We start from the raw sequence: 25,122 nt of genomic DNA, 5'->3' as shown, positions 1-25,122 counted from the left end.
ACAGCTCCTTTTTTGGCGTTCTTATTAATAATAACATAAGATGGAAAAAAGAAAAATTACTTATCAAGCACAACAGTCGTTTCCCCTTGTCCTTATGCTTTTTTTAAGTTTTCGAAATCAGAAAAAAAGCCGCAAGCATGTCATCCATACTTGCGGCGTGAGCTTACATTTGATCCAATAATTCTTTAACGATCGCATTGACTTGATTGCCGTCTGCTTTGCCTTTAACTTGTGGCATTACAGCACCCATCACTTTTCCAAATTCTTTGGAAGAAGAAGCACCAGTCTTTTCAATCGCTCCAGCGACGATTTGGCGGATTTCCGCTTCATCGAGTTGTGCTGGCAAATATTTTTCAACAACTGCAATTTCAACTTTGACTTTCTCTGCTAGATCATTTCGGTCAGCTTTCTCAAACTCATTTAAAGAATCACGACGCTGTTTCATCTCACGAGACAAAACGGTCAACTCTTCTTCTTCATTCAAGTCAGAACCTTTTTTGATCTGCTCATTTTGAATTGATGCTTTCAACATGCGGATCACCTGCAAGGTTTCCTTGTCTTTGGCTTTCATCGCTGTCTTCATGTCATCATTCAGTGTACTTAGTAGTGTCACACTACCAGCTCCAATTCTCAAAACAGTAGAAAATTAGAATTTTTTGCGTTTTCTAGCTGCTTCAGATTTTTTCTTACGCTTTACGCTAGGTTTTTCGTAAAATTCACGTTTACGAGATTCCTGTAAAGTACCCGCTTTTGACACGGAACGTTTGAAGCGACGAAGAGCATCGTCAAGTGATTCGTTTTTGCGAACGACTGTTTTTGACATGTAAATTCCCTCCCTCCGAGCTTAAAAAGTAACCGTAGTTGTTATTGAAATAAAATCCCAAAAAACACGACTGTCCTTTAAAAATTATAGCTAACCCCTGAAAAAGTGTCAAGGCATTCTGTTAAAAAAGTCTTCGATCCCATCAAGTTTGTTTGGGTTTTCATTGACATTCTTCACAACGGCCCAAAATCTCGAAGCGATGTCCCTCGATCAAGCAGCCAGGAAGCTGTTCTTGGAAGAAGTCCATCGGGCAAATATGTAGTTCTTTTGTTTTGCCACAAACCGTGCAAATAAAGTGATGGTGATGATGGTCCTCTAATTCTGCACAGCAGTTATAGCGAAACTTCATCTCCCCGTTCAGCTCTGTTTCTTCTAAAATACCGATCTCAGAAAAATCATGCAGATTACGGTAGATCGTATCATAACTCAAGCCAGGATACTTTTCTGACATGTATTCATGAATTTCCTTTGCTGGCAAATAGCGATTGCGTTTCACTAAATAGGTGATGATCGCTTCTCTTTTTTTGGTGTATTTAAAGCCATTTTCTTTCAATGTAGTCATGGCATGCTCAATAAGTGTTTGATTTTTCATCGTAGGCCCTCCTGATAAATCAAAATCATTCCGATTCTATCGATCTTAAGTATGGTATAATGAAATCAATAAAAAAGCAAGAGAGGATTTTTCTTATGAAGCCAACTGAACCTGAACAACCAGACTTGCAAGAAAAATTGCAAACCAGTGCCGCAGTGACGATGTTCGTGTTGTCGGACTCTGCCGGCGAAACGGCATCGAAGCTTGCACAAGCGACAATGGCCCAATACCCCAGCGTCGAATTTAACCTTTTTAGACGCACGTTTATCCACACAAAAGAGCATTTGATCAAAGCTTTGTCTGATGCAAAAAAACACAACGCCATTATTCTTCATACCTTGATCAAAGAAGAACTTGTGGATTTGACGAATCATTTTTGTGAAGAAGCTGACCTTTACCATTTCGACGTATTGACCCCTCCAGTAAGTGAAGTAGAACGACGAACTGGCGTAGCACCTTCACGAGAGCCAGGGGCTTTGCACCACTTAAACGAAAATTATTTCAAACGCATCAAAGCCATGGAATTTGCGGTTATGTACGATGATGGGAAAGACCCTCGTGGCTTCTTGGAAGCAGATGTCGTGTTACTAGGGGTTTCTCGGACGTCAAAAACGCCTTTGAGTCTATTTTTAGCAAACAAAAATTTAAAAGTTGCTAACCTGCCTTTAGTACCGCAAGCCCACATCCCAAAACAGCTCTGGGAAATCGATCCGAAAAAAATCGTCGGGCTAACAAACGATCCGAATGTGTTAAACAGTATTCGCAAAGAACGGATGCGCTCCTACGGATTGAACCCCGATTCTGCGTATTCCGATATAGAAAAAATCAAAGCGGAGCTGACGTTTGCCAATGATCTTTACGAGAAACTAGGCTGTGTCGTGATCAATGTCGCTTCTCTTTCCATCGAAGAAACCGCCTCTATGATTTTAAATGCATTAAACTTAGAAGATCATAGTTATTACACGTCAGAAACGAAAGACTAACCCCGATGAAGCAATGAAAAACGGTGAGCAGAAAATCTTCTGCTCACCGTTTTTGGTCTGTGGCTCATTTATTATTCTCTTTTAGAACACTTGCAGCCCTTCACGATCGATTTGCAATTGTTCAATATACGCATTGCTCTCCAAGGCGTGCAAAAGTTTTGAGATTCGTTCTGCCCGTTCCTCTGGGACGATCGCTAAGACCGTAGGACCTGCGCCGCTTAAGAAACAGCCATAGCCGCCTTCTTCTTCGCAGATTTGGCGAATGGTCGACAAGTGCGGTACAAGCTTTTCCCGATAGGCTTCATGAAAACGATCCTGCTGCATCAATTTTCCTGCAAGAGGCAGATTGCCATTGATGACCGCTGCGATCATCACGTTGGCGATCGCACTGGCTTCGACAGCTTGCTCGTGAGAAAGGGTCTGCGGCAAGACTTGACGACTTGCTTCAGTCAACAGTTCTTCATGAGGAATATAGGCAATGATCTCGCACTCTGGAAAATGATGCTTGACTAAATACGTATGCTTGTGCTGATGGTCGTAAGCAGCAACCGCAAAATCTCCATAAATTGCTGGTCCAACGTTGTCAGGATGCCCTTCGATGGCAGTTGCGATCTCAAGCTTTTGTGCTGCACTCAGATTCATGTGGGCCATGCGGTTGGCTAGTTCAATCCCGGCGACGATCACTGAGGAACTGCTGCCTAAGCCTCGTGCCAAAGGAATGTCCGAACTCATTCGGATTTTCAAAGGCTTCATGTTTGGTGCTAATTTCAATGCCACACGCAAAAGCAAGTTGGTTTCATCCGTTGGGATCTCTGAACCTAGCTCATGGATGATTTCCCACGTATCGTTTTCTTTTAAAACTTCAATGAACAAATACTTTGACAGGGCAATCCCGCAGGAATCAAAACCAGGCCCTAAGTTCGCACTGGTTGCAGGAACGCGGATCTTCATAGATTGGCAACTCCTTCACGAAGATGCTGACGCATTTCTTCTAAATCACTCATCTTATTGATGGTTACTTCTGTCGCTTTGATAGCTGTATCAGGATCTTTCAGACCATTTCCAGTAAAGACGGCAACGACAGTCTCACCTGGTTTGATTTTCCCTGCTTTCACGTGCTGGATGACACCAGCCAGCGAGGCAGCTGAGCCTGGTTCAATAAACACACCATCTTGCGCAGCAATTTTACGGTAAGCATTCAAAATTTCCTCATCGGTTACTGCATCGATGTGTCCATTTGATTCATCACGAGCGGCTTCTGCCAACTGCCAGCTGGCTGGATTGCCGATCCGAATCGCTGTAGCGATCGTTTCTGGCTGTTCGATGACTTCACCACGGACGATCGCAGCAGCACCTTCAGCTTCAAACCCATGCATTCTTGGCAACGCGGTGCCTTTTTTCTCATGCCATTCTTTGAACCCTTTCCAATATGCCGAGATATTTCCTGCATTACCGACAGGAATCGCAAGAACATCTGGCGCTTGTCCTAATTGTTCGCATACTTCAAAGGCAGCTGTTTTTTGTCCTTCTAAACGATAAGGATTGACTGAGTTTACTAGTGCCACGGCTTCGGTTTCTGCAATATCTCGTACTGCTTTTAACGCTTCATCAAAGTTTCCTGGGATCGAAATGATGTCGGCTCCATAAACGATCGCTTGCGCCAATTTCCCCATAGCGATCTTGCCATCTGGAATAACAACGTAAGCTTTGATCCCCGCTCTGGTCGCATAAGCTGCTGCTGCCGCACTGGTATTTCCTGTCGATGCACAGACGATTGCTTTGGCACCTTCTTCCACCGCTTTTGCCACCGCCATGACCATCCCTCGGTCTTTAAAAGAGCCTGTCGGATTCAGCCCTTCGTATTTTCCATACAATTGAATCCCTAATTCCTTGGAAAGGCTTGGTAAGGGAATCAACGGCGTGTTGCCTTCAGCCAGCGACAATGCTGGTGTATTTTCGTTGACTGGCAGATATTCCTTGTATTGATGCAATAATCCTTGATACATGTTTATTCCTCCATCACTTTCATTATTTGTATGTCTTGTGCATCGGTATAAGTTGCGAGTTTTTCTGTTAGCTCTTTTTCGCTCATTGGATTGGTGATTCCAGCTATTCGTTGGTCTGCTTCGTTGAACACCGTTTGCTCAAACGCAAACCATTCTGGAAGAGCGTTCCCTTTGATCTCTTGACTTGAAAAAGACACATAATGCTGGCTAGGGACTTCTTCTACAGATGCTAATGCTGTTTCTTTTTCAAAAGTTAGAAAAGGTTCAACGATCCCAAAGCTTTTATTTTTTGCTAAAACGGTCAAATCCGCTACCACGCTGGTGGCCGTCGGTCGTGATCCTGCTCCTGGTCCATAAACCATTGATTGATCGATGCCTTCACTCTCGATAAAAATGCCATTAAACTCGTTTTGGATCGTCGCTAACGCATGGTTTTTCGGCACTAATACAGGTCCAACTGACACAGTAAGGGAACCGTCAACTGTCTTTTGTGCTGCACCGATCAACTTCACTTCATAACCAAAGGCTTGTGCCTGCTTAATATCTGCCACAGCTAAGCCGCGGATGCCTTTTGTTGCCACATCAGCAACATGGATCGTTTTCCCAAAAGCAAATTTGGTCAGGATCACCATTTTATAGGCCGCATCGATACCGTCAACATCATTAGTAGGATCTGATTCGGCAAAACCTTTTGCTTGGGCTTGTGACAAAGCATCTTCATAGGTCATGCCATCTTCCGTCATTTTTGTCAGCATATAATTGGTCGTCCCATTGACGATACCAAAAATCCCTGTGATGGTATCAGGCAGATAGTGGGTGCTCAATGTACGCAAGATCGGAATGCCACCACCCACGCTGGCTTCATAATAAAGAGACACCCCGGCTTTTTCAGCGATTGCCAGCAGTTCAGGTCCATGGGTGGCAATCAAGTCTTTATTTGCCGTCACAACGTGCTTCTTATTTTCTAAAGCAGCTGAAATAAACGCTTTTGCCGGATCGATCTTCCCGATCAATTCCACAATTACGTCGATGGTCTCATCTTCAAACAACTCATTTGCCTCATTCGTCAACGCAAACCCGTACTTAGCCGCTAACGCAGACTTATCCTCGTAAGGCGAAGCTAATGCTTTCGTGATTTGCACACTGACTCCTGTGCGTGCCAGAATGGCTTCTTTTTGCTCTGCCAACACTTGGCATACCCCGCTGCCGACAACACCCATTCCTAATAATCCAATGTTCAATTGCTTACCCATAATGCCCCCTAACTGAAAACGTTATTAAAAACCGTTCATCTAATTTTAATATTTCCACTAGCATACCAAAAACAATAAGAAAAAACTAGGACTTTTGAGAAATTCTCGCCCTAGTTTTAACGGTGATGGATATGTTCGAATGTTTTTTGCAAAATATCCACAACATGTTTGTCATCAAGACTATAAAGGATGGTTTTTCCTTGTCTTTCCGACTTTACGATCCGATTATCTTTCAAAAGTTTCAGCTGATGAGAAACTGCTGATTGTTCCATATGTACTTGTTCTGCAATCGAAGTGACATTGCGCTCTCCTTCTTGAAGAGACAACAAAATTTTTAGTCTAGTGGGATCACTAAGCATTTTAAAAATCTGTGTTACTTGCTGAATTTCTTCTAGTTTCGGCGTAGTCATCGCGCCACATCCTCTCTTATTTCCTTTTGCATTTTAGCCCTTGATAGACAGCTTGTCAATCAATGCTCGACGATCAAGGAGAAGAAACGAGCTAAAAGACAAGAATAGATCCAAGCGTCAGAAAATTCCCTTTAGAAGCTTCGGTCCCTCAACACCTGTTTGCTGAGGGAAGCGAACGCTTCTTTTTCTACCACTCGGATCATTCAGTCAATTGCAATTTTTTTGATTATGAAGACATCAGATGACTTTATTCACCTGTGATTTCTTCGATCGCTGCTTGCAGATCAGCAATTTTTTGTTCTGCTGCTTCTGCCGTATCGCCTTTTACACCAATATAAAACTTGATTTTAGGTTCGGTCCCAGAAGGACGAACAGCAATCCAGCTTTCATCTTCCAAGGTGTATTTCAAAACATCAGAAGGCGGTGTGGTCATTTTTTGTTGGTGACCATCTAAGCCCACACGAGTCAACACTTTAAAGTCTTCTGTTTGCACGACAGGGGTTCCTGCGAAGACGGAAGGTGCTTTTTCACGGAAAGTCTTCATCAAGGCAGCAATCTTAGTTGCCCCTTCCATGCCGCTCATCGTTACAGAAATCGTTTTTTCTGCATAGTAGCCGTACTCTTCAAAAATATCTTGCAGACCATCATACAATGTTTTGTCTGATTGTTTGTAAAAAGCAGCCACTTCTGCTAATAAAACGAGCGCTTGGATCGCGTCCTTGTCCCGTACGAATGGTTTAACTAAGTAGCCATAGCTTTCTTCAAAGCCAAACATGAAAGTTTGAGAATGGTCTGTTTCAAATTGTTGGATTTTTTCGGCAATAAATTTAAAGCCAGTTAAAACATTGATCATATCAACATCGTAGGATTTAGCGATCGCTGTTGGCAATTCACTTGAAACGATCGATTTTAAGACTGCTGCATTTTCTGGCAATGTTCCAGCTGTTTTATGGGCTTCTAAAATGTAACGGATCATCAATGCACCTAACTGGTTACCTGTCAAGACTTGGTAGTTGCCATCTGGCATTCTTACTGCAGCCCCTAAGCGATCGGCATCTGGATCTGTTGCGATCAATAGGTCAGCACCTTCTTTTTCTCCTAAAGCAATCGCATATTCAAAGGCAGAGTGCTCTTCTGGATTCGGTGATTTTACTGTACTGAAGTTTGGATCAGCAACCGCTTGTGAGGGTTCAATAATGAATTGTTGGAAACCAGCTTGTTTCAACGCTTTCTCGCCAAGCATCCGCCCTGTTCCATGAAGTGGTGTATAGACAAGTTTCAAATCTTTGCCCACCGTATCGATCAATTCTTGATCGATCGTGACTTCTTTGATTTCTTTCAGATAGGCAGTATCGATTTCTTCGCCAATAATAGAGATCAAGCCGCTGTTTTTGGCTTCTTCTTCACTTAATACAGGAATCTCCAACGGATTTTCAATTTCCCGAACAAATTTTGTCAATGCATCCGCATCTGCTGGTGGCATTTGCCCACCATCTTCCCCATATACTTTGTAGCCATTGTATTCGGCTGGATTGTGAGAAGCAGTGATCATGATTCCAGTAAAGGTTTTTAAGTAACGCACAGCAAAAGATAATTCTGGCGTCGGACGTAAGCTTTCAAAGACAAAGGCTGGAATATCATGTTTTGCCAATGTTTTTGCTGCTTCCATCGCGAACTCAGGTGAAAAATGACGGGAATCATAGGCAATCGCTACGCCACGACGTCTTGTTTCGGGATCTTGTGTATCCATAAAGCGAGCCAAGCCTTCGGTTGCTTGACGAATCGTATAAATGTTCATCCGATTGATACCAGGTCCTAAAATCCCTCGCATGCCAGCAGTCCCAAATTCCAAAGGCATATAAAAAGCGTCTTCTAACATCGCAGGATCTGCTTCTAATGCGGTTAATAGTTCTTTTAATTGTGGATCTAAGTGTTCACTGTTTTTCCATTGATTAAATGTTTGTTCCCATGCCATAAAATAACCTCTCCTTTTTCCGTTAAAATGCTCTAAAATTAGTATAACACTACTTACAGATTTCTCAAAGAATAACCAAACGAAAAATAAAAAAAGCTGCTATCAAAAGTGATTGACACTTTAAAAATAACAGCTGATTTCATTAAATTATTTTGTTAATTGTGCATCCTTTTGTGTTTCAATAAAATCAAACACTTGTTGACCAGCAATACTGCCATCGCCGACTGCCGTCGTGATTTGACGCAAGCCTTTTTCACGAACATCGCCAATCGCGTAAACACCAGGAATTGAAGTTTCCATCTGATCATTTGTTAAGATCCAGCCAGCATCATTCGTGATACCGCTAGCTTTGAAAGGTTCTGTCAACGGATCTAAACCAACATAGATAAAGACACCGCCAGCAGCTTCTTCTGTCACTTCATCCGTTTTTACGTTTCTGATTTGCACGCCAGTTACGACCATCTCATTGCCTTTGATTTCTTCCACAACAGAATCCCAAATAAAAGAGATTTTCTCGTTGGCAAATGCGCGGTCTTGGATGATTTTTTGTGCTCGTAATTCGTCACGACGGTGAACGATCGTTACTTCAGAAGCAAATTGCGTTAAGTAGATAGCTTCTTCGACTGCTGAGTCGCCTCCGCCAACAACGATCAAGCGTTTGTTACGGAAAAAGGCACCGTCACAAACCGCACAGTATGAAACACCGCGTCCTGCGAATTCTTCTTCGCCTTTGACGCCTAACTTTCTATGTACACATCCTGTGGCAATGATGACTGTTTTCCCTTGATAGGTTTTGTCTTCGGTGGCAACTTCTTTGAACTCCCCTTGATCCGTGATGCTTTGAACGATCCCATAGGCATTTTCAACCCCAAACTTAATGGCACCTTCATACATTTTAAATGCTAATTCAGGGCCTAAGATTGATTCGAAGCCAGGATAGTTTTCAACCTCAGCCGTATTGTTCATTTGTCCGCCAGGTGCTCCTCGTTCAATCATTAGTACTGATAAATTCGATCTTGACGCATAAAGCGCTGCTGTCATCCCCGCAGGGCCTGCGCCGATGATAATTACATCATACATATATTTCCCTCCAATTTGGACTACCCATACTTTACTTTCAAAAGCAAATTCTTTCAACTCATCTGCTTACAAAAAATAATAAGATATTCCCGCTTTTACTTTTGAAAATTACATTGACTTTCTTTTCAATTTTTGTAAAATTTTCACGATACGTCTATTATATAGAAAATAAGGAGTCCTTACAATTGAATAAGAAAAAACTTTTAGGAAAATCAGACCGTGAACTGATTTTTCTCAGCTGGCCGATTTTTGTTGAGCTATTTTTGCGGGTCGTTATTGGGAATGTCAACGTTTGGATGATTTCTCATTACTCCGAGCCGGCAGTAGCGGCCGTCAGTGCTGCCAATCAACTATTGAATTTAACGGTCTTTATTTACGGGTTCATCACCGTGGGTACTCAGATCATTATCGCACAATTGATTGGTGCGAAAAAACGCGACCAGATACCGAAAGTCATCAATACCGCTCTTTTTGGGTCATTGTTCATCGGGATTTTGATCAGCTTGATGTTCCTTTTCGGCTCAACCTACCTTTTGCGATTCATGGGCTTAGATGCTGAATTAGTTGCTTTAGGTCATGGATACTTACAAGTATATGGCGGAAGTCTGTTCCTTTCATCGATCACGGCGGTCATAATTGCTGTCATGCGTAGCCACAGTTTCACAAAACCTGCGTTATTGGTACCGATGTTTGCTAGTATCCTAGCCGTCATTGGCAATTATTTTGTCTTATACAGCCCCTTTGGTTTACCGAATTTCGGTGTGACTGGATTGGCATTTTCTAGCGTCTTTGGTAATTCGATCGGTTTACTAATTGCCGCCATGTTGCTGAAGAAACATGTGAATTTTTCTGTTTTATCTGCCCGTTTCTCGAATGTCTCTTGGGGCGTGATGAAAAACATTTTGACTTACGGATTGCCTTCTTCTGGCGAGTCTCTTTCCTATCAAGGAGCGCAAGTCGTGGTGACGATGATCGTGGCTCAACTTGGCGCAAGTGTCTTGATTGCAAAATCTTACGTAACAGCTATCACCCAATTTGTTTATTTGATCGCCTCCGCATTAAGTCAAGGAAACCAAATCATGATTGGCCGCAATGTCGGTGCGGGTGAATTCGATCGTGCACATCAGCGAGGCATGCGCACGATGGTGATCGGGATCATCGCCTCGGTAACGATCTGCTTATTGACCTATCTATTTATTGAACCGATCATGGGGATCTTTACTTCCAATACCGAAGTAATCGAGATTGCTAAAGGTGTCTTTTTAGTAGAGATCGTCTTAGAAACAGCGCGTGCAGTCAATATGATCCTAGTTGGTTCATTAAATGCAAGTGGTGACGTGAAGTTCCCATTGATCTGCAGCCTAATTGTTCTATGGGTCATCAGCTTACCGTTTTCCTACTCACTGGCCATCGTCTTTAAATTTGGCTTGATCGGCGTTTGGATCGCTTATGCCATTGACGAAGCATTGCGCAGCGTCTTAATGATCTATCGCTGGCATTCTGGGGTATGGAAGACTAAATCTGTCGTTCATCCACAAGAAGCAGAACCAGAAGTCTTACCAGAAGCATAATAAGAGTCCAGTGGTCCCAACGGCCGCTGGAATTTTTTGTTTTTTATAAGAAATAAAATGCGCCAAGAAGTTTGCTTGGTTTTTTTGAAGACTTTGCTCTATACTTATCTCAGAAACTATCGACTATGATTTACATTAAAAGGAGCGTTTGCTATGTCAATCTATGACTACCAAGCAACATTAGAAAACGGCGAAACTTATTCGCTAGCAAACTACGAAGGTCAACCGCTGGTGATCGTCAATACAGCTACAAAGTGCGGGTTGAGCCCGCAGTTCAAAGAATTACAAAGTCTTTATGAAACCTATAAAGACCAAGGGTTGGTCGTTCTAGGGTTTCCTTCTGACCAGTTCAAACAAGAAGTCGGCTCAGCCGAAGAAGCCGCAGCCGCTTGCCGAACCACCTATGGTGTTGATTTTCCGATGCACAAGTTAACGGTGATCAATGGCAAAGACGCGGATCCCTTGTTTCGCTATTTGGAAGAAGAAGCACCGGGTACATTAGGGAAAGCCATTAAGTGGAATTTTACGAAATTCTTGGTGGACCGCCAAGGTAAAGTCGTTGAGCGTTTTGCTCCACAAACTAATCCTCAAAAAATGATTCCAGAAATCGAAAAAGTTCTTTAAAAAACTGATAAAGGCGACCTCAAGGACAAAACATGTCATCCTTAAGGTCGCCTTTTTTGCACTTGCTGCAACGCAAACATTTTACAGTACTCTAATTGTCGGTTATCAAAATTCTCTGAGCAGCCATTTCTACTTATAGAAATCATTTGTTAAAAAGTTTTTAAAAAGACTTTAAAAAAACTGCAGTTGATCTACTTAGATTTCTCTAAGGGAGCAACTGCAGCTTCTTATGATTAGTTATTCGATAAATCTTCACCATTTGAAGCAATCACTTGTTTGTACCAATCAAATGATTTTTTCTTTGTTCGTTTCAAGGTGCCGTTTCCTTCATTGTCACGATCCACATAAATGAAACCATAGCGTTTTTTCATTTCACCTGTTCCAGCTGAAACTAAATCGATACAACCCCATGTGGTGTAACCCAATAAGTCGACACCATCTTGTTCAACCGCATCTTTCATTGCTTGGATATGCTCTGCCAAGTACTGGATTCGATAGTCATCTTCCACATAGCCATCTGCATCTGGTGTATCCACAGCGCCTAGACCATTTTCAACGATAAACAATGGTTTTTGGTAACGGTCATAAATGTCATTCATCGTGATCCGCAAACCAAGTGGATCAATTTGCCAACCCCATTCACTTGCTTCCAAGTATGGGTTTTTCACAGAGGCAAAAATATTGCCAGCCGTTTGTTCTAACAATTCAGCGTCCGTGGTTGATACGCGTGAAGAATAGTAAGAGAAGGAAATAAAGTCTACGGTGTGAGCTTTCAACAGCTCAAGGTCGCCTTCTTCCATTTTGATTTCGATCCCATTGCGTTCCATTTCTTTCAGCGCATATTGTGGATATTCCCCACGTGATTGAACATCAATAAAGAAATAGTTTTCGCGATCTGCTTTGCGTGATTCCCAGACATCTTCTGGTTTGCTTGTATATGGATAGTATGCGCCAGCAGCTAACATACAGCCTACTTTGTTCTCAGGATCGACTTCATGAGCGATTTTCGTTGCGATCGCAGAGGCCAATAGCTCATGGTGAGCCGCTTGGTATTTCACTTGCTCAACGTTATCGCCTTCTTCAAAGTAAAGACCAGCTCCCATAAATGGCGCATGGAGAATCATGTTGATTTCGTTGAAGGTCAACCAGTATTTTACTAACCCTTTGTAACGGTTGAAAATCACCTTACACAAGTTTTCATAAAATCCGACCAATTCACGAGAACGCCATGCCCCGTATTTTTCAACTAAATGCATTGGGCAATCAAAGTGAGTGATCGTTACTAATGGTTCGATCCCATATTTGTGGCATTCTTTGAAAAGATCTTCATAGAACTTCAAGCCGTCTTCATTTGGTTCTGTTTCATCCCCTTTAGGGAAAATTCGACTCCAAGCGATCGACAAACGGTAGGTTTTAAAGCCCATTTCGCCAAATAGCGCGATGTCTTCTTTGTAGCGATGATACATATCGATCGCTTCTTTTGCTGGGTAGAAATGTTCGTCATCAAAATCGAACATTTTCATTTGACCCGTAATGACTGGAAAACGATCTTTGCCGATCGGTACCACGTCAACGTTTGCCAAGCCGCGTCCGCCTTCTTGGTAGCCTCCTTCACATTGATTGGCAGCTGTTGCGCCGCCCCATAAAAAGTCTTTTCTAAATGCCATGTTTCTTTCCTACTTTCTCTTTATTTAACTAGTTCGCGATCAAGTTCGCGGGCTACTTCATCTTGTACTTCTACGCCTTCTTTTTCAAGACGTGCGATCGTTTCCTTAAATTTAGGCAAGTGATCTTTGTGGGCAATAAACAGTTCATCCATGACACGTTTTGCCGTATCACCTGATGGAACCAATGGGTTGATGGTGAAGGCTTGTAATGCGATATTGTAATCCCCCGTCACAGCTGCTTCGATCGTTAATAATTCCATTGCTTTCATTACCTGTAACCAACCTTTTTCAGCTGTCGGTAACTCACCAAAGGCAACATTTCTAGCCCCTTGTCCGCCAACGTAAGCTGTTACTTCGACTACGCAATCGGCAGGAAGATCTGGAACGGCGCCTTCATTTTTGGTTGAAACGACGATTTGGGTATTTTTATTAGCATAAATGGAAGCAATCGTTTCACACGCTGCATCTGAGTAGTATGCACCACCACGTTTTTGCAGCTGTTCAGGTTTATGATCCAATTCAGGATCTTTGTACAACTCAAACAATTCGGCTTCGGTTTGTTTCACTTGCTGTGCGCGTGTACCGACAGTCTTGTACTCTTCGATCGCATGATTCAACATTTCTTCTTGACGATAGTAATAACGGTGATACCCGCAAGGAATCATCTTCATTTGTTCCAGCTGTTCTTTGTAAAATGGTACATCAAAGATATTCTTCGGTAAGCCATTGTCTTCTTCATACATTTTATCAATAATGTCCATCGTAACGTCATTGCCGTGTGAGTCGGTAACTTTGTGCCAGTGAAAGTGGTTCAATCCTGCAAATTTGTAAATCAATTCGTCAGGTTCTTTGCCAAGCAACGCAGGTTCAACCATCGTTGCCATGACAGGCACGTTACACAACCCGATGACTTTGTCCCATTTTCCGTAACGCACGATTGCTTCAGTCACCATACCGCTTGGATTCGCAAAGTTGATCAACCAGGCATCGGGACACAAGCGTTTCATGTCTTCAACGATTTCAAGAATGATTGGAACCGTACGAAACGCTTTGAACATACCACCAGGGCCGTTGGTTTCTTGACCAATCATGCCGTAATAGGCAGGAATTCGTTCATCTTTGATACGGGCATTCAGCAATCCTACTCGGAATTGAGTCGTAACGAAATCAGCATCTTTTAACGCTTCTTCTCGATCCAATGTCATGTGGATTTTTACATCGTAGGGTGACGCATCCCACATCCGTTGTGCCATCGCACCAACGATTGCTAATTTTTCTTTTCCTGCTTCGATATCTACTAGCCAAATCTCACGAATCGGCAATTCTTCATAGCGTTTGATAAAGCCTTCCATTAACTCCGGGGTATAGCTGCTGCCGCCACCAATGGTTGCAATTTTAATTCCTTTTGTCATTGTATTGCTCCTTTGCTATTTTATTTACATTCTTATTATCATTCATAAAAACATTTGATTCAATGTAAATAGCCTATTTAGAAAAAGCGTTTGCAAATCTCACTTCTTCTTGCAGTTGTTTTGTAAAAAAGATTTACAAAGAGCATCAAATAAGGAATAATTAGGATGTAAACGATTCGCTATGTACAGAATAAAAACGAATTTCTGTAAAAACCATTTACAAATAATCATAAAAAAATGTAAAAAGGAGCATATATACCATGTTGTTACAAGAAAAAATGCGCCAAATCAAACTAGCACCCGCCGAACGATCGTTGATTGATTATTTATTAGCCAATCCGACCGCGATGGCGGATCAAACCATCAAGGAATTATCTGAAAAAACCTATGTTCATCCTTCTACTTTTATTCGGATCGCAAAAAAATTAGGCTTCAATGGTTGGCTCGACTTAAAAACGGCCTTTGTGGAAGAGCAAACTTATATGAGCAGCCATTTTACCGATGTGGATGCGAACTTTCCCTTCTCCTCCCATGACGGTATTATGACCATCGCCAAAAAGTTGGCAAAACTTGAACAAACAACGATCGAAGACACGCTTTCCTTGATCCATCATGATGAATTACAAAAAGCGAAACAATCGTTACTCAATGCCAACCATATCAGGATTTTCGCCAGCAATGCCAACACTTTGATTTCTCAAGACTTTGTTTTGAAGATGCGGCGTTTAGGAAAAAGCATCCACGTCTGCGATACCTTCGGCGAAAGTGCCTATGAGGCTTCCAACTGTACCTCCGATGCGACCGCGATCTTGATTTCTTACACAGGTGAAAACAAAATGGTCAAAGAAATCGGGAAGATTCTTGCCGAACGGCAGGTCTCCATCATCGGAATGACGAGTATCGGCGAGAATGCGTTGGCGAAATTAAGCGATTGTGTCTTGAATATCACCACAAGAGAAAGGCTTTATTCAAAGATTGCGAATTTTACGATCAATACCTCGGTTTGCTACTTGCTAGATTTGTTGTATGCAGTCGTCTTTTCGGAGCACTATGAGAAAAATCTGCAGCATTTGATCGATATTGGGATGGCGTATGATAAGCGCCCCACTTCATCAACGATAATCGCTGAACCAACCTATGATAAAAACCTTCATTATAAAGACTCACTGTTTCCCAATTAAATGACTGTCAAAAAGCGATCGCGCCTTCACGACCGATCGCTTTTATCCTTATATAGCTATATAGCTGTTTTGTAGGTAAACATTTCCTAAACTAAAGCCGTGATCAAATCATCGGAACAACCAACTTCTCGTTTGTCAGACTCGATGATATCCAAATAATCCGCTGAGTTGGTCACTAGCACTGGGGTCTCAATATTGAATCCTGCTTTGATCAATGCATCTTTATCAAAGCTGATCAATTTTTGCCCACGAGTGACTTTATCGCCTTGCTTCACATGCGCTTCAAAGAACTCACCATTCAATTGAACAGTATCCAAACCAATATGGATCAAAAGCTCTAAACCATTCTCAGAAATCAACCCGATGGCATGTTTGGTTGGGAACAATGTCATCACTGTACCATCAAAAGGAGCCACGACTTCGCCTTTTGATGGATGGATCAGGATGCCTTTTCCTAGCACTCCTTGAGCAAAAGCTTCATCTTTGGCACTGCTTAGTGGCGCGATCGTTCCTTCCACTGGAGAAGTGATCACTTCTTTTCGAACAGTCATCGCTGGTTGTCCTTCTGCGATTTCTTCTTCCACTGCATCATCTTTCCAGAAAGCCATGGTCAAACCAAAGCCAATCGCTGCAGCGATCAAGATTCCGAAGACAGAGAACCACATGCCACTAGCGTCGCCTTCTGGAGTGATGTAGTTGAAAATGCCAAAGACCCCTAACCCACCAGAGGTGTAGCTCGTTGTTCCATTAATCATCAAGAAGGCACCTGCGACCGCACCACCGATCATTGAGTAGAAGAACGGCATTTTTTTCGGTAACGTGATCCCATAAATCGCTGGCTCCGTTACACCGAAAAGTCCTGAGATAATAGCTGGCGGACATAGTGCTTTCAGTTTTTTATCTTTCAGTTTAAAGTACATCGCTATCACTACGGCTGTTTGAGCAAAGCTGGCACCAAACGTAGCTACCAAAATCTGACTATAACCAAGTTGCGTGATTTGCATAATGTGTAGCGGAACAACTGACCAGTGAAGACCGAAAATAACCAATACTTGCCAGAAAAAACCTAGCAACAAGCCATAGGCAACTGGTGAGAAGTCCATCAACGCTTCAAATCCTGAGCTCAAAAGGTCCGTCAACATACTGATTACAGGTCCAATCACCAAAAACCCAATTGGCAATGCAATCAAGAGAACCAAGAACGGCACTAAGAACGTTTGGACAACAGAAGGAATGATTTTTTTCGCAAATTTTTGAACTTGCGCAGCAAAGGCAATGATAAAGATGACCGGCACCACACTGCTAGTATACGTTGCGCCAACCCACGGAATTCCTAAAAACGTTTCGTACGCAGGCAAGCCTAACAAGCTATACGGTGCAACAGCTCCCTCGCCAGCGCTTGCAAGAAATGCGGCTTGCAAAGCAGATCCTTGAATCGTTGGGTAACAAAGCGCTGACCCGATCACGATTCCCACCATTGGATTTAAGCGAAACTTTTTCGCTGACGTATACCCTAAAATCACTGGCATAAACATGAAGATCGAATCGCCGATCGCATTGAACATCACATAGGTACCAGTCGTTGTTGTATAATCGATCAAGCCTGTTGTACCAATAAAAAGCAACAGTGCGTTTAGTCCTTTGATCATCCCCGCCGCACACAAAGCCCCTAAGAAGGGTTGGAAGCAGCCGCTCAAAATATCGATCAAACGATCAAACAAGTTGCCACCTGAAGCTGTTTCTTCAGCATCACCACTGATTCCTGCAACATCGATCACTTCTGCATAGACATCTGGCACATGGTTTCCGATAACCACCTGGTATTGACCGCCACTCTTCATGACCGTCACGACCCCATCCATGTTCTTTAAGACTTCATCATTTGCGACGCCTTCATCCTTTAATTTAAAACGCAGGCGTGTGATACAATGCGTCAAGCTATTGATGTTCTCTTTTCCACCGACATTTGCTACGATTTTTTCTGCTAATTCACGATATTTTCCCATTTTTGATTCCTCCAATTTTTTTTTATTGAAGGTTTAGCCAACTGAATGTCACTATCCAAAATGTTTTCTTTTTTTGATTTCTTGCTACATGGTCAGATGTCTTGAAGCTGACGTTTGATAAGAATCATTGCGCAGAAATTTTTCTTTTTCGACACCTTCTCATGAATCAAAAAATCCTTCTCCTTTCTTGTTTTTTTCAATCAACGATTTTTTTGCACAAGTCTGGCAATATGAATCGTTAAATACAAACTTTCGTCACTGGACATTTGATACTGATACTGATTTTCTAATAGCTCAGCGATTTTTTGTACGCATTGATACGCATTTCGGTACTTCACTTTGACCATAGCCAAAAGATCTTCATCGGTTTCATCCACATGAGTAGTATAGTTTTGCATTCTTGAAACAAAAAATTTCAAATGCGTAGTGAAGCGATAAAAATAAACGGACTCTTCATCAAAGGTTGTTTTGAAAAAATATTTAACAATGTTTATGATGTCTTGCATCGTTTGGGTTAGTTCAGCAATATTGCCTTGGTCACCATTCTCAGTTTGCGCATTGACGAGATGCAGAGCAATAAAGCCAGCTTCGTCATCTGGCAGCTGAATCCCGTAATGTTCTTTGATTTTCTCTACTGTTTTGCAGCCTATTTGGTACTCATCGGGGAAAAAACGCTTGATATCCCACAATAAGACATTTTTGACCGTCATTCCTTTTTTCGATCGTTCAATGGCACAGTGCATGTGATCCGTCAAGGAGATGTAAATGGAATCATTGATTGGGGATGACAATTCTCGCCGAGCATACTCAATGATCTCATTGGATAATTCAAGATATTCCAGTGGTAAGTCAGCAAGCAGCTCTTGAAATTGAGATAAGATCGTCTGATTTTCTAAGCGATACACTTTATCGACCGTTTCTGAAGAAATTTCATCTCCCACTTTTTTCTTAAATGCAATCCCCCGCCCCATAACAATAATCTCGTTTTGACTTTGATCGGTAGTGATCACAACATTATTGTTTAACACTTTACTGATTTTCATGTCCTACCCCCACTTACTTTATCATTGCGGATATGGTTCATTGCTTGTCTTTATTGCTGAGCCAACAGTCAACACAGAAAAAACCTCATGAAAGCAGCGCAAATACCGCAGCTTCATCAGGTTTAGCTTGTTAAAAATCAACAATCACTATCCATTAGAACCAGTTTTATTATCTTTATCATAGCAAAGGTAGAAAGCGCTGTCAATCGTTGTTCGTTATTTTTACCGACACCTAATACGAATCTATTGATCGTTTCTTAAAAACACCAGCGATCAATTTCTATTCATTCTTATCTTAGATAAAGACAAAACCCTTAGCGAATGAAAAAAACGCTCCCCAAAGACTTGACTGATCAATCTAATCTTTGGGGAGCCGGCTGTGGTGTCATTTGTTTCTTGTTTTTCAAAAAAACCTAATCATCTTGTTTACGATAATTTTTTTTGATGTAGGGCTGGTTTTCTTGGTTCATACGGATAACGATCTTATCAAAACTATTGTCACTCACTTGTGTCGAACCATTCATTTTGATTTTTGGCTGTACTTCGATCACCTTTGGTTTATACTGCATTTTCCCTTTTGAGATCCGCTTGACTATGAGTTCAGCAGCTTGCGAACCAATCTCATACGACGGTTTTTCAATCACAGACATTTCATGATGATAAAGTTTGTTCCAGCCTAAATCATCATAGCCCCCGATCGCAACGTCTTCTGGAATCCGTAAGCCCAAGCTATAGATCACATGGATCAACGCAAACATCAACTCACTGTTTTCAGCTAGTATTGCTAAACGATAGCCTTGATTTTTTTTCAACAATTCGTTTAGTGACTCCTTACACGCGTCAAATGCCGCTTGTGTTTCTTCGATCTCAAATGCTAGTTGTTCAGGATTTCTAACTGCGATTTTAGAACTTTCCAGAAAAAGAGCGAGCTTTTTCTTCCGACTAGGCGTTGTGAGCGGTGGTGTAAAGTAAGCGACTCGATCAAAGCCTTCTGAATAAATTCGTTGAATCATCTCGCCCGTCGCTTTTTCATTATCAACGATGACTGTATCAATCATCACTTCTTCGATCGTGCAATCAGCCAGCACGATCTTGACCTTTTGCTCAGTCAAGCTTTTCACGAATGCTTCGTTCTGATTCGACGACAGAATCAGCCCTTCCACTTGACGGTCGATCAACGCTTGAATTTGATCCTGCTGAGAAATATTTTTGTGATCGGTTTCAACAAGAATCACCTGAAAAGATTTTCGTATACAATAATCATTGACGCCTCGAACTAAAGCTGCTACTTCCGGGATCATGATATTGCTGACAACGATGCCGATCAATCCCGTTTTATTGTTTTTCAACCCCTGTGCTAGCGCATTTGGACGGTATTCAAGCTCTTCGATCACTTCTTCGATGCGCTTTTTTGTCTCTGCTGACATAAATTCATATTTGCCATTCAAATATCTAGAAACGGTGGTTTTTGAAACATTTGCTTTTTCTGACACCATCTTAATGGTGATTTTCTCATTTGCCATTCAATCCACGCCTTGCTTTTTGCTGTTGGTCAATTATATCATGGAACCCTTGAAAAATGAACAAGGACCGATTTCGTTTGACATGGACTGTCCTATCTCAATAGTGACGGATCGTAAAGAAGCCGCTAAGTGAGCGATTTTCAAAGAACTAGCCCATTGCTTCAATGTGGCGCATTTCTTGCTGCACGACTTCATATATACTTTTTGAAAAGTCGACTTCCAACGGATAAGAAAGCAAAATATCTAACATTTGAGGCACAAAGTCTGTCTCACACAGTTCTTTTGCAAAGGCCATCGCCGCAATTTCCGAAGCACAACCAACCGTTGAACGATGCTCGTAGGAAAAAAAGCGCCACAGTGGAATCGTTTTGGTGATATGGTACATCGTTGCCCCATGTTGCTCTTCTAAATAGTGAAAAATTTCATGAGCGATCAAGACTCCTCGGATAACTTCTGGTTTAGGCAATATTTCCGAAGATCGAGTCAGCTCGGTGTAAGCAGCAATGGGTTCAGTGATCAATTCAATGGAGCGCTCCATGATAAACTGCGCAAAGACCATACGAAACTTCGTCGGTTTTCCAGATCTTTCCGTAATCGATAAACCAAGCTTATTCGCCAAGTACCAGGCACGATCTGCCTTTTCCTGTTTTTTTAAATCAAACTGGTCGAGCATTTTTTGCGCCCATGTTCTACCACATAGAATGGCTTCTTCAATGATTTCGTTTTTTTCCTCTTCACTCACTTTATTACGCAGCATCTCGCGGGTAAACTCAAATACTCCCCAACTGAATTCGTTGATGGGCATGAGCTGTTCATACCACGTTTCTAATAATGCCAGATCAACCGTATGTTGCTGTTTCAAGAAAAACCTCTGCTTGATCATAGGGAATTCGCCGCCAGAACCATCACTTCTTCATTTGGATCTAAAGTCGACATTTCGATATCGATCAACAACATCAATGCCTCCAAATCGTTTACTGAAAAATCCATCACCCGTGGTCCGGCACAAATATAGAAATCTGGACGCAAAATCACTTCTGTCTGATAGATCGCCAAGTCATCCCACAGTTGCTCGACTGCTTGCACATAATTCTCCGCGGTAGTTTTGATGACCTTCCCTGAAGCTCGTTGTACTTTAATAAAGCCTTTTTTATCAAGGATTCGAATTGCCGGATTGTCTCCTGAAGAAACACGGGTTCCAAACACATAAAAATGCGAGCTTTTCTCTAAAAGATCAATTTCGTTGGTAGGTAGCCCCAAATCGCCTGCTGCTAATTCTTGGGCTTCCTCGACGGTTGCCTCTGCTAAAAGATCCGTCGTCTTGACTTCGGTGGAACCAGTCGCAATGGCTGTGACTTTAGACGTTTGAGGATCGATTTCGATAAAGACTTCCACACTTTCTGGGGTAGCCCCACTCTCAATGGCTTTATTGATAGCCTCTGTTTTGATTGATCGCAAGTCTTCTTTCGAAGGGGAAGGAATGATCCGTTCAACGACATCTCGCACCATCGCTAGGGCGACGCCAATTGAGGAAATCACTTCAGCATTCTCCGGAATCGAATATTTTACGCCCATTTTTTCTGACAAGTAGATAATTAATGACGAAGCGCCGCCACCAACTCCTACTAAGGAAATTTGGCTTTTTTCTAATTTGTATTTTTCTGCTAAAGCCAAAATGACTGGCTCTAATTTTGCATAAGAACGCTCCATGATTTGAGTCGCGATATCTTCGATCGTCGTGCCACAATAATCCGCTAATACGCCCATCGCTTTTCGAGCCGCTTCGATATTCCCATAAGAAAAATGTTCCGGTTTGATTAAGCCCAACACATTCGCTGCACACGAATTGGTGATAGTTACCCGCTCACCATTATCAAATTTGATTGCAACATAATCCGCAGGATCTCCTTCTTTCGGACTAAAGAATTCCACCTTTCCTCCTGTCCAATTGGTTGGATCAGAGTAGACTGCGTAGTCCAGACCGGCAATATGAGCAGAACGAGGTCCTACATCTACCACTCCATTAGCAGTTGCACGAATCATGGAACCCCCTGCACAGCCCGTGATCCGAACATCCAAACTGGAAATGTATGTTTCATGTCCGCCAACGACAGAATAGTCGATCGCTGGCCGTCCGTTTTTAATGACACCGATATTGGTGGTTGTGCCGCCTACTTCAAAATACACACCATTTGATGCTCGTAAATACATCAGTGAACCCATTACTGAAGCTGCTGGACCCGAGAGCATAGTCAGAACTGGTCGCTTTTTCATCTCAGCAATTTCCATAACCCCACCATCGCCGCGCATGATCATTAAGGGTACATCTACTCCCGACTCCTTCACAGAGACTTCTGTTGAATTTGCGACAGATAACATTTTAGGTAAAATACTTGCATTGATAGTGGCCGTTCGTGTTCTTCTGGTCAATCCGTAAAGTTTCGTAATATCCGAAGCAACGGTACAGGGAATTCCTTTTTCTGTACAAACTTCCATCACTAGATTCTCAGCATCATTATTATCTACTCCAAAAGCCATACTAGCGACGATCACTTCTGATCCTTGCCTCACTAGATCATCGATCATCTCTTCCACACTCGCTTTATTCATTCCTTTGAGTTTTGAGAAGGCATTGATGATCTTAATGGATCGCTGATTCCCTAGGACGATATCGGCAATTTTTAATTGACGCTTTGCCAGAAACCCTTCGAAACCACCCCGAGCCATACCGAAAACACCAATGTCAGCCACATCCCCTTCAATCAAAGCGTTCGTGGCTTGGGTGGTTGAATGAGCAACAAAAATCACACTTTTTGGGTCAATATCATTTTCTTTCATACAATTTTGAAAACTCTCGACAACGCCAGCAGCTACCCCCCGTTCATGATCATGGGTAGTCTTCACGCTAGATTTTCCTATGATCTCGTGAGTCAGATTATCGATAGCGACAGCTTTTGTATGGGTACCGCCTACATCGATCCCCATTCTAACTTTTCTTAATTCACTCATTTCCACTTTCCTCCTACATCCATAGTTGCATGATTTATTGATTAGCTACGTTCCTTCATCGACTAGTTATTCAATCCGAACAAAATGAGCGCAATGATACACAGGATCGCACTAGAAAGCCACCCAGCTGGTATCGAAAACTTCATGAAATCTTTAGAACCAACTTTATGATGTCCTAGCCCCCATGCTACCCATGACTGAGTAATATCCAAATGCTGAGGAGCGATCGTGACCACAGCGAAAAGTGGAAAAATGAATGCCAGATCCCAATTTGTGGCAGCTAAGATCACTGCCGCTACTGCGCCTCCTGATCCGACTAAGTTCAAAGGACCACGGAAGAAACCAAGGGGTGCTAAGATGGCAAATAAGATCGCAAGAGCCACGGTACTATGAGGAACTAGACCGCCAACGATTGGTTCAAAGAAAGGAACCGCGAGACTTGCAGCTGAATTAAACATAGCCAGTACTAATAAGAAACCTACCAGGGGCGCAACATCGACAGCACCATCTGCAAATTGTTTAGCTAACATGCGGCAAATATTCACGAAACCACCTTTTAATTTTCCGCAAGTCAGTAAGGCGTACAAAGCTGCCAGAATAAATGCAGGAATAATAGGAAACTCAGCAAACACAACGAGTAAGACTGGTGCGATCACAGCCACCCAAGAATACCAAGGAGCATCGCCTGAAGTTGCACCAGGTGTGGAAGCCCACGCTTTGACTTTTGATGATTTCGCACGACTTAAAGCAATATTGGCAAAAACTAATGTCACAAGTAAGGAAACGACTAGTGCGATCATGCCGAATGTGAAATAGTCGGAAAACCCATATTCCATCATGGATTGACTTCCTTCAGGTTGTAATGCTGCTAAAATACCTTGGTATTGCACAAAATTTGTTACATTGGCAAAAATTCCCGCCATGATGGAACCCATAAAAGCGAATAAAGCAATCGCTGTTGGAATACCCAACGCTTGCAAAATCGGCATAACGATCACTGCGATAGAGATTACAGGACCAATGCCCGTCATGGAAGTAAAACATAAGGCAGTAACAGTACATAAAAGGGTCATGGTGATCCGTGGTTTATCTCCACCAAGCTCAACAACCTTCCGAATCAGCGTTGCTGCGATCCCTGTATCCATCAAAATCCGACCAAAGAAGGAACCGAAGAAAATATTGACCAGAATCGAACTAGCAAAACCGGCGGGTCCTGTTTGATAAATGTTCGTGATCGTATCGACAAAATTCAAAGCTGTTAAATCCGGACTCAACGCATTGCCAATAAAAGCTAAAACGGTCCAAAGTGTTGCCATAACGAAGAAACCTACCATCAGGTTGAACCCTTTGACGCAGTACCAAACCATTCCTAAGAAAGAAACGATCATTAAAATACCAATTATAATTTCTACCATAAATTTTCCCTCATCTTTCCATTTGAACTATTTTTTTTTCATAGATCGTGTTGCAAGTTTCTACGTTTGCTACTTTCCCTATTCTCGCTGAATGCAACCTTTGCCATGAAAAAAACGGCTAAACTTGTGACTATTCCCCACGTTTGCTTTCCTCCTCTTTTTTGTTAACCGTTTTAGTTAACCGGTTAACAAAGAATTTAAAAAAATAAAACAACGAATGATTTCTCGTGTTTATCCACTCGACTATCTTTGAGCTCTCAATACATTCCTTTTCGCCCCCTTCTCGATGGGACTGCCTTTATTCCAATCACCCTCCACAATCCTCTCTCGTTGGTTGGGTTCTTCGTAAAAAATAGGCTCAGGATACTTGCCTTTTGCTTAGAGCAACTTCTCTCATATATCTAGTCTATAATTTGATCCTCCTATTTGCGCAACATTTCACATAGAGCTCCTCTGCCACTCGCTTGACTGCGTGTGATTCCTAATCTTAACCGAAAGGTCTCGCGACCGTTTGATCCGTTTGTATGTCTAGGAGCTAGTTGCTTTAAT

At 42.2% G+C, this 25,122-nt stretch carries 21 protein-coding genes; 4 read left to right on the top strand and 17 right to left on the bottom strand.

All coding sequences use genetic code 11. The features are described 5' to 3' along the window. Positions 1–163: 163 nt before the first annotated feature. The 3 genes from IGI69_RS06755 to IGI69_RS06745 form a co-directional block, all read right to left on the bottom strand. On the bottom strand, positions 164–613 hold the full coding sequence (locus IGI69_RS06755; RefSeq protein ID WP_005225841.1) for a GatB/YqeY domain-containing protein: 450 nt from the start codon (positions 611–613) through the stop codon (positions 164–166). 33 nt (positions 614–646) lie between these two features. Beyond that, positions 647–823: a 30S ribosomal protein S21 gene (rpsU, locus tag IGI69_RS06750; RefSeq protein WP_002356740.1), complete on the bottom strand. Its 177-nt coding sequence runs from the start codon at positions 821–823 to the stop codon at positions 647–649. Positions 824–983: 160 nt separating this feature from the next. Further along, positions 984–1,415 (bottom strand): Fur family transcriptional regulator, encoded by a 432-nt coding sequence (locus IGI69_RS06745; RefSeq protein WP_005225833.1) that lies wholly within the window; start codon positions 1,413–1,415, stop codon positions 984–986. 95 nt (positions 1,416–1,510) lie between these two features. Between IGI69_RS06745 and IGI69_RS06740 the strand changes: the two genes are divergently transcribed. Continuing rightward, a complete protein-coding gene (locus IGI69_RS06740; RefSeq protein WP_010748043.1) occupies positions 1,511–2,398 on the top strand; it encodes a pyruvate, water dikinase regulatory protein in 888 nt (295 codons plus the stop codon). A gap of 81 nt (positions 2,399–2,479) precedes the next feature. Here IGI69_RS06740 and thrB read toward each other — a convergent pair whose 3' ends face one another. The 6 genes from thrB to trxB form a co-directional block, all read right to left on the bottom strand. Then, positions 2,480–3,349, bottom strand: a complete 870-nt coding sequence (thrB, locus tag IGI69_RS06735; RefSeq protein WP_005225831.1) for a homoserine kinase — start codon at positions 3,347–3,349, stop codon at positions 2,480–2,482. After that, on the bottom strand, positions 3,346–4,404 hold the full coding sequence (gene thrC, locus IGI69_RS06730) for a threonine synthase (RefSeq protein ID WP_005225830.1): 1,059 nt from the start codon (positions 4,402–4,404) through the stop codon (positions 3,346–3,348). Before thrC ends, thrB begins: the two co-directional genes overlap by 4 nt. A 2-nt stretch (positions 4,405–4,406) precedes the next feature. Then, on the bottom strand, positions 4,407–5,657 hold the full coding sequence (locus IGI69_RS06725) for a homoserine dehydrogenase (RefSeq protein ID WP_081116560.1): 1,251 nt from the start codon (positions 5,655–5,657) through the stop codon (positions 4,407–4,409). 116 nt (positions 5,658–5,773) lie between these two features. Then, positions 5,774–6,067, bottom strand: coding sequence for an ArsR/SmtB family transcription factor (locus IGI69_RS06720; RefSeq protein ID WP_005225828.1), 294 nt, complete (start codon positions 6,065–6,067; stop codon positions 5,774–5,776). A 247-nt stretch (positions 6,068–6,314) separates the two neighbouring features. Then, entirely contained in the window at positions 6,315–8,042 is a 1,728-nt protein-coding gene (locus tag IGI69_RS06715) for a phospho-sugar mutase (RefSeq protein WP_438740163.1), read from the bottom strand. Between the two features lie 147 nt (positions 8,043–8,189). Then, positions 8,190–9,122, bottom strand: a complete 933-nt coding sequence (gene trxB / locus IGI69_RS06710; RefSeq protein WP_015509534.1) for a thioredoxin-disulfide reductase — start codon at positions 9,120–9,122, stop codon at positions 8,190–8,192. A 185-nt stretch (positions 9,123–9,307) separates the two neighbouring features. On the opposite strand from trxB, the gene IGI69_RS06705 reads away from it, so the two are divergent. Beyond that, positions 9,308–10,693: an MATE family efflux transporter gene (locus tag IGI69_RS06705; protein WP_010748039.1), complete on the top strand. Its 1,386-nt coding sequence runs from the start codon at positions 9,308–9,310 to the stop codon at positions 10,691–10,693. Positions 10,694–10,846: 153 nt separating this feature from the next. Then, positions 10,847–11,317, top strand: a complete 471-nt coding sequence (locus IGI69_RS06700) for a glutathione peroxidase (protein WP_010748038.1) — start codon at positions 10,847–10,849, stop codon at positions 11,315–11,317. Between the two features lie 233 nt (positions 11,318–11,550). Here the strand turns inward: IGI69_RS06700 and IGI69_RS06695 are convergent, their stop codons facing one another. Both IGI69_RS06695 and IGI69_RS06690 read right to left on the bottom strand, forming a co-directional pair. Further along, positions 11,551–12,984: a 6-phospho-beta-glucosidase gene (locus IGI69_RS06695; RefSeq protein ID WP_438740160.1), complete on the bottom strand. Its 1,434-nt coding sequence runs from the start codon at positions 12,982–12,984 to the stop codon at positions 11,551–11,553. Between the two features lie 20 nt (positions 12,985–13,004). Beyond that, positions 13,005–14,396, bottom strand: coding sequence for a 6-phospho-beta-glucosidase (locus IGI69_RS06690; RefSeq protein WP_005225822.1), 1,392 nt, complete (start codon positions 14,394–14,396; stop codon positions 13,005–13,007). A gap of 260 nt (positions 14,397–14,656) precedes the next feature. On the opposite strand from IGI69_RS06690, the gene IGI69_RS06685 reads away from it, so the two are divergent. Next, positions 14,657–15,577, top strand: coding sequence for a MurR/RpiR family transcriptional regulator (locus tag IGI69_RS06685; protein ID WP_375814900.1), 921 nt, complete (start codon positions 14,657–14,659; stop codon positions 15,575–15,577). 86 nt (positions 15,578–15,663) lie between these two features. On the opposite strand, the gene IGI69_RS06680 is transcribed toward IGI69_RS06685, so the two are convergent. The 6 genes from IGI69_RS06680 to IGI69_RS06655 form a co-directional block, all read right to left on the bottom strand. Further along, positions 15,664–17,583 carry a beta-glucoside-specific PTS transporter subunit IIABC gene (locus tag IGI69_RS06680; RefSeq protein WP_438740158.1) on the bottom strand — a complete coding sequence of 640 codons (1,920 nt, stop codon included), beginning with the start codon at positions 17,581–17,583 and terminating at the stop codon, positions 15,664–15,666. A gap of 200 nt (positions 17,584–17,783) precedes the next feature. Next, positions 17,784–18,626: a BglG family transcription antiterminator LicT gene (gene licT / locus IGI69_RS06675; RefSeq protein ID WP_438740156.1), complete on the bottom strand. Its 843-nt coding sequence runs from the start codon at positions 18,624–18,626 to the stop codon at positions 17,784–17,786. A gap of 413 nt (positions 18,627–19,039) precedes the next feature. After that, complete coding sequence (locus IGI69_RS06670; RefSeq protein ID WP_438740154.1) at positions 19,040–20,149, bottom strand: LacI family DNA-binding transcriptional regulator; 1,110 nt, start codon at positions 20,147–20,149, stop codon at positions 19,040–19,042. A 148-nt stretch (positions 20,150–20,297) separates the two neighbouring features. Further along, positions 20,298–21,011, bottom strand: a complete 714-nt coding sequence (locus IGI69_RS06665; RefSeq protein ID WP_438740152.1) for a hypothetical protein — start codon at positions 21,009–21,011, stop codon at positions 20,298–20,300. Between the two features lie 17 nt (positions 21,012–21,028). Further along, a complete protein-coding gene (locus tag IGI69_RS06660) occupies positions 21,029–23,158 on the bottom strand; it encodes a hydantoinase/oxoprolinase family protein (protein WP_074931560.1) in 2,130 nt (709 codons plus the stop codon). Positions 23,159–23,220: 62 nt separating this feature from the next. Then, entirely contained in the window at positions 23,221–24,573 is a 1,353-nt protein-coding gene (locus tag IGI69_RS06655; protein ID WP_074931563.1) for an SLC13 family permease, read from the bottom strand. Positions 24,574–25,122 lie beyond the last annotated feature (549 nt).

This window comes from Enterococcus sp. DIV1083b, assembly GCF_051713705.1.
Classification (GTDB): Bacteria; Bacillota; Bacilli; order Lactobacillales; family Enterococcaceae; genus Enterococcus_D; species Enterococcus_D casseliflavus.
The sequence above is the reverse complement of the archived record's forward strand: the minus strand, read 5'-3'. Positions and strand labels throughout refer to the sequence as shown.

Bases quoted from the DNA above. Each gene is read 5' to 3' on its own strand.
- licT (WP_438740156.1), bottom strand. From the start codon at position 18,626: ATGAAAATCAGTAAAGTGTTAAACAATAATGTTGTGATCACTACCGAT.
- thrB (WP_005225831.1), bottom strand. From the start codon at position 3,349: ATGAAGATCCGCGTTCCTGCAACCAGTGCGAACTTAGGGCCTGGTTTT.
- IGI69_RS06740 (WP_010748043.1), top strand. From the start codon at position 1,511: ATGAAGCCAACTGAACCTGAACAACCAGACTTGCAAGAAAAATTGCAA.
- IGI69_RS06725 (WP_081116560.1), bottom strand. From the start codon at position 5,657: ATGGGTAAGCAATTGAACATTGGATTATTAGGAATGGGTGTTGTCGGC.
- IGI69_RS06720 (WP_005225828.1), bottom strand. From the start codon at position 6,067: ATGACTACGCCGAAACTAGAAGAAATTCAGCAAGTAACACAGATTTTT.
- IGI69_RS06715 (WP_438740163.1), bottom strand. From the start codon at position 8,042: ATGGCATGGGAACAAACATTTAATCAATGGAAAAACAGTGAACACTTA.
- IGI69_RS06660 (WP_074931560.1), bottom strand. From the start codon at position 23,158: ATGAGTGAATTAAGAAAAGTTAGAATGGGGATCGATGTAGGCGGTACC.
- IGI69_RS06745 (WP_005225833.1), bottom strand. From the start codon at position 1,415: ATGAAAAATCAAACACTTATTGAGCATGCCATGACTACATTGAAAGAA.
- trxB (WP_015509534.1), bottom strand. From the start codon at position 9,122: ATGTATGATGTAATTATCATCGGCGCAGGCCCTGCGGGGATGACAGCA.
- IGI69_RS06680 (WP_438740158.1), bottom strand. From the start codon at position 17,583: ATGGGAAAATATCGTGAATTAGCAGAAAAAATCGTAGCAAATGTCGGT.
- rpsU (WP_002356740.1), bottom strand. From the start codon at position 823: ATGTCAAAAACAGTCGTTCGCAAAAACGAATCACTTGACGATGCTCTT.
- IGI69_RS06700 (WP_010748038.1), top strand. From the start codon at position 10,847: ATGTCAATCTATGACTACCAAGCAACATTAGAAAACGGCGAAACTTAT.
- IGI69_RS06690 (WP_005225822.1), bottom strand. From the start codon at position 14,396: ATGACAAAAGGAATTAAAATTGCAACCATTGGTGGCGGCAGCAGCTAT.
- thrC (WP_005225830.1), bottom strand. From the start codon at position 4,404: ATGTATCAAGGATTATTGCATCAATACAAGGAATATCTGCCAGTCAAC.
- IGI69_RS06670 (WP_438740154.1), bottom strand. From the start codon at position 20,149: ATGGCAAATGAGAAAATCACCATTAAGATGGTGTCAGAAAAAGCAAAT.
- IGI69_RS06655 (WP_074931563.1), bottom strand. From the start codon at position 24,573: ATGGTAGAAATTATAATTGGTATTTTAATGATCGTTTCTTTCTTAGGA.
- IGI69_RS06685 (WP_375814900.1), top strand. From the start codon at position 14,657: ATGTTGTTACAAGAAAAAATGCGCCAAATCAAACTAGCACCCGCCGAA.
- IGI69_RS06695 (WP_438740160.1), bottom strand. From the start codon at position 12,984: ATGGCATTTAGAAAAGACTTTTTATGGGGCGGCGCAACAGCTGCCAAT.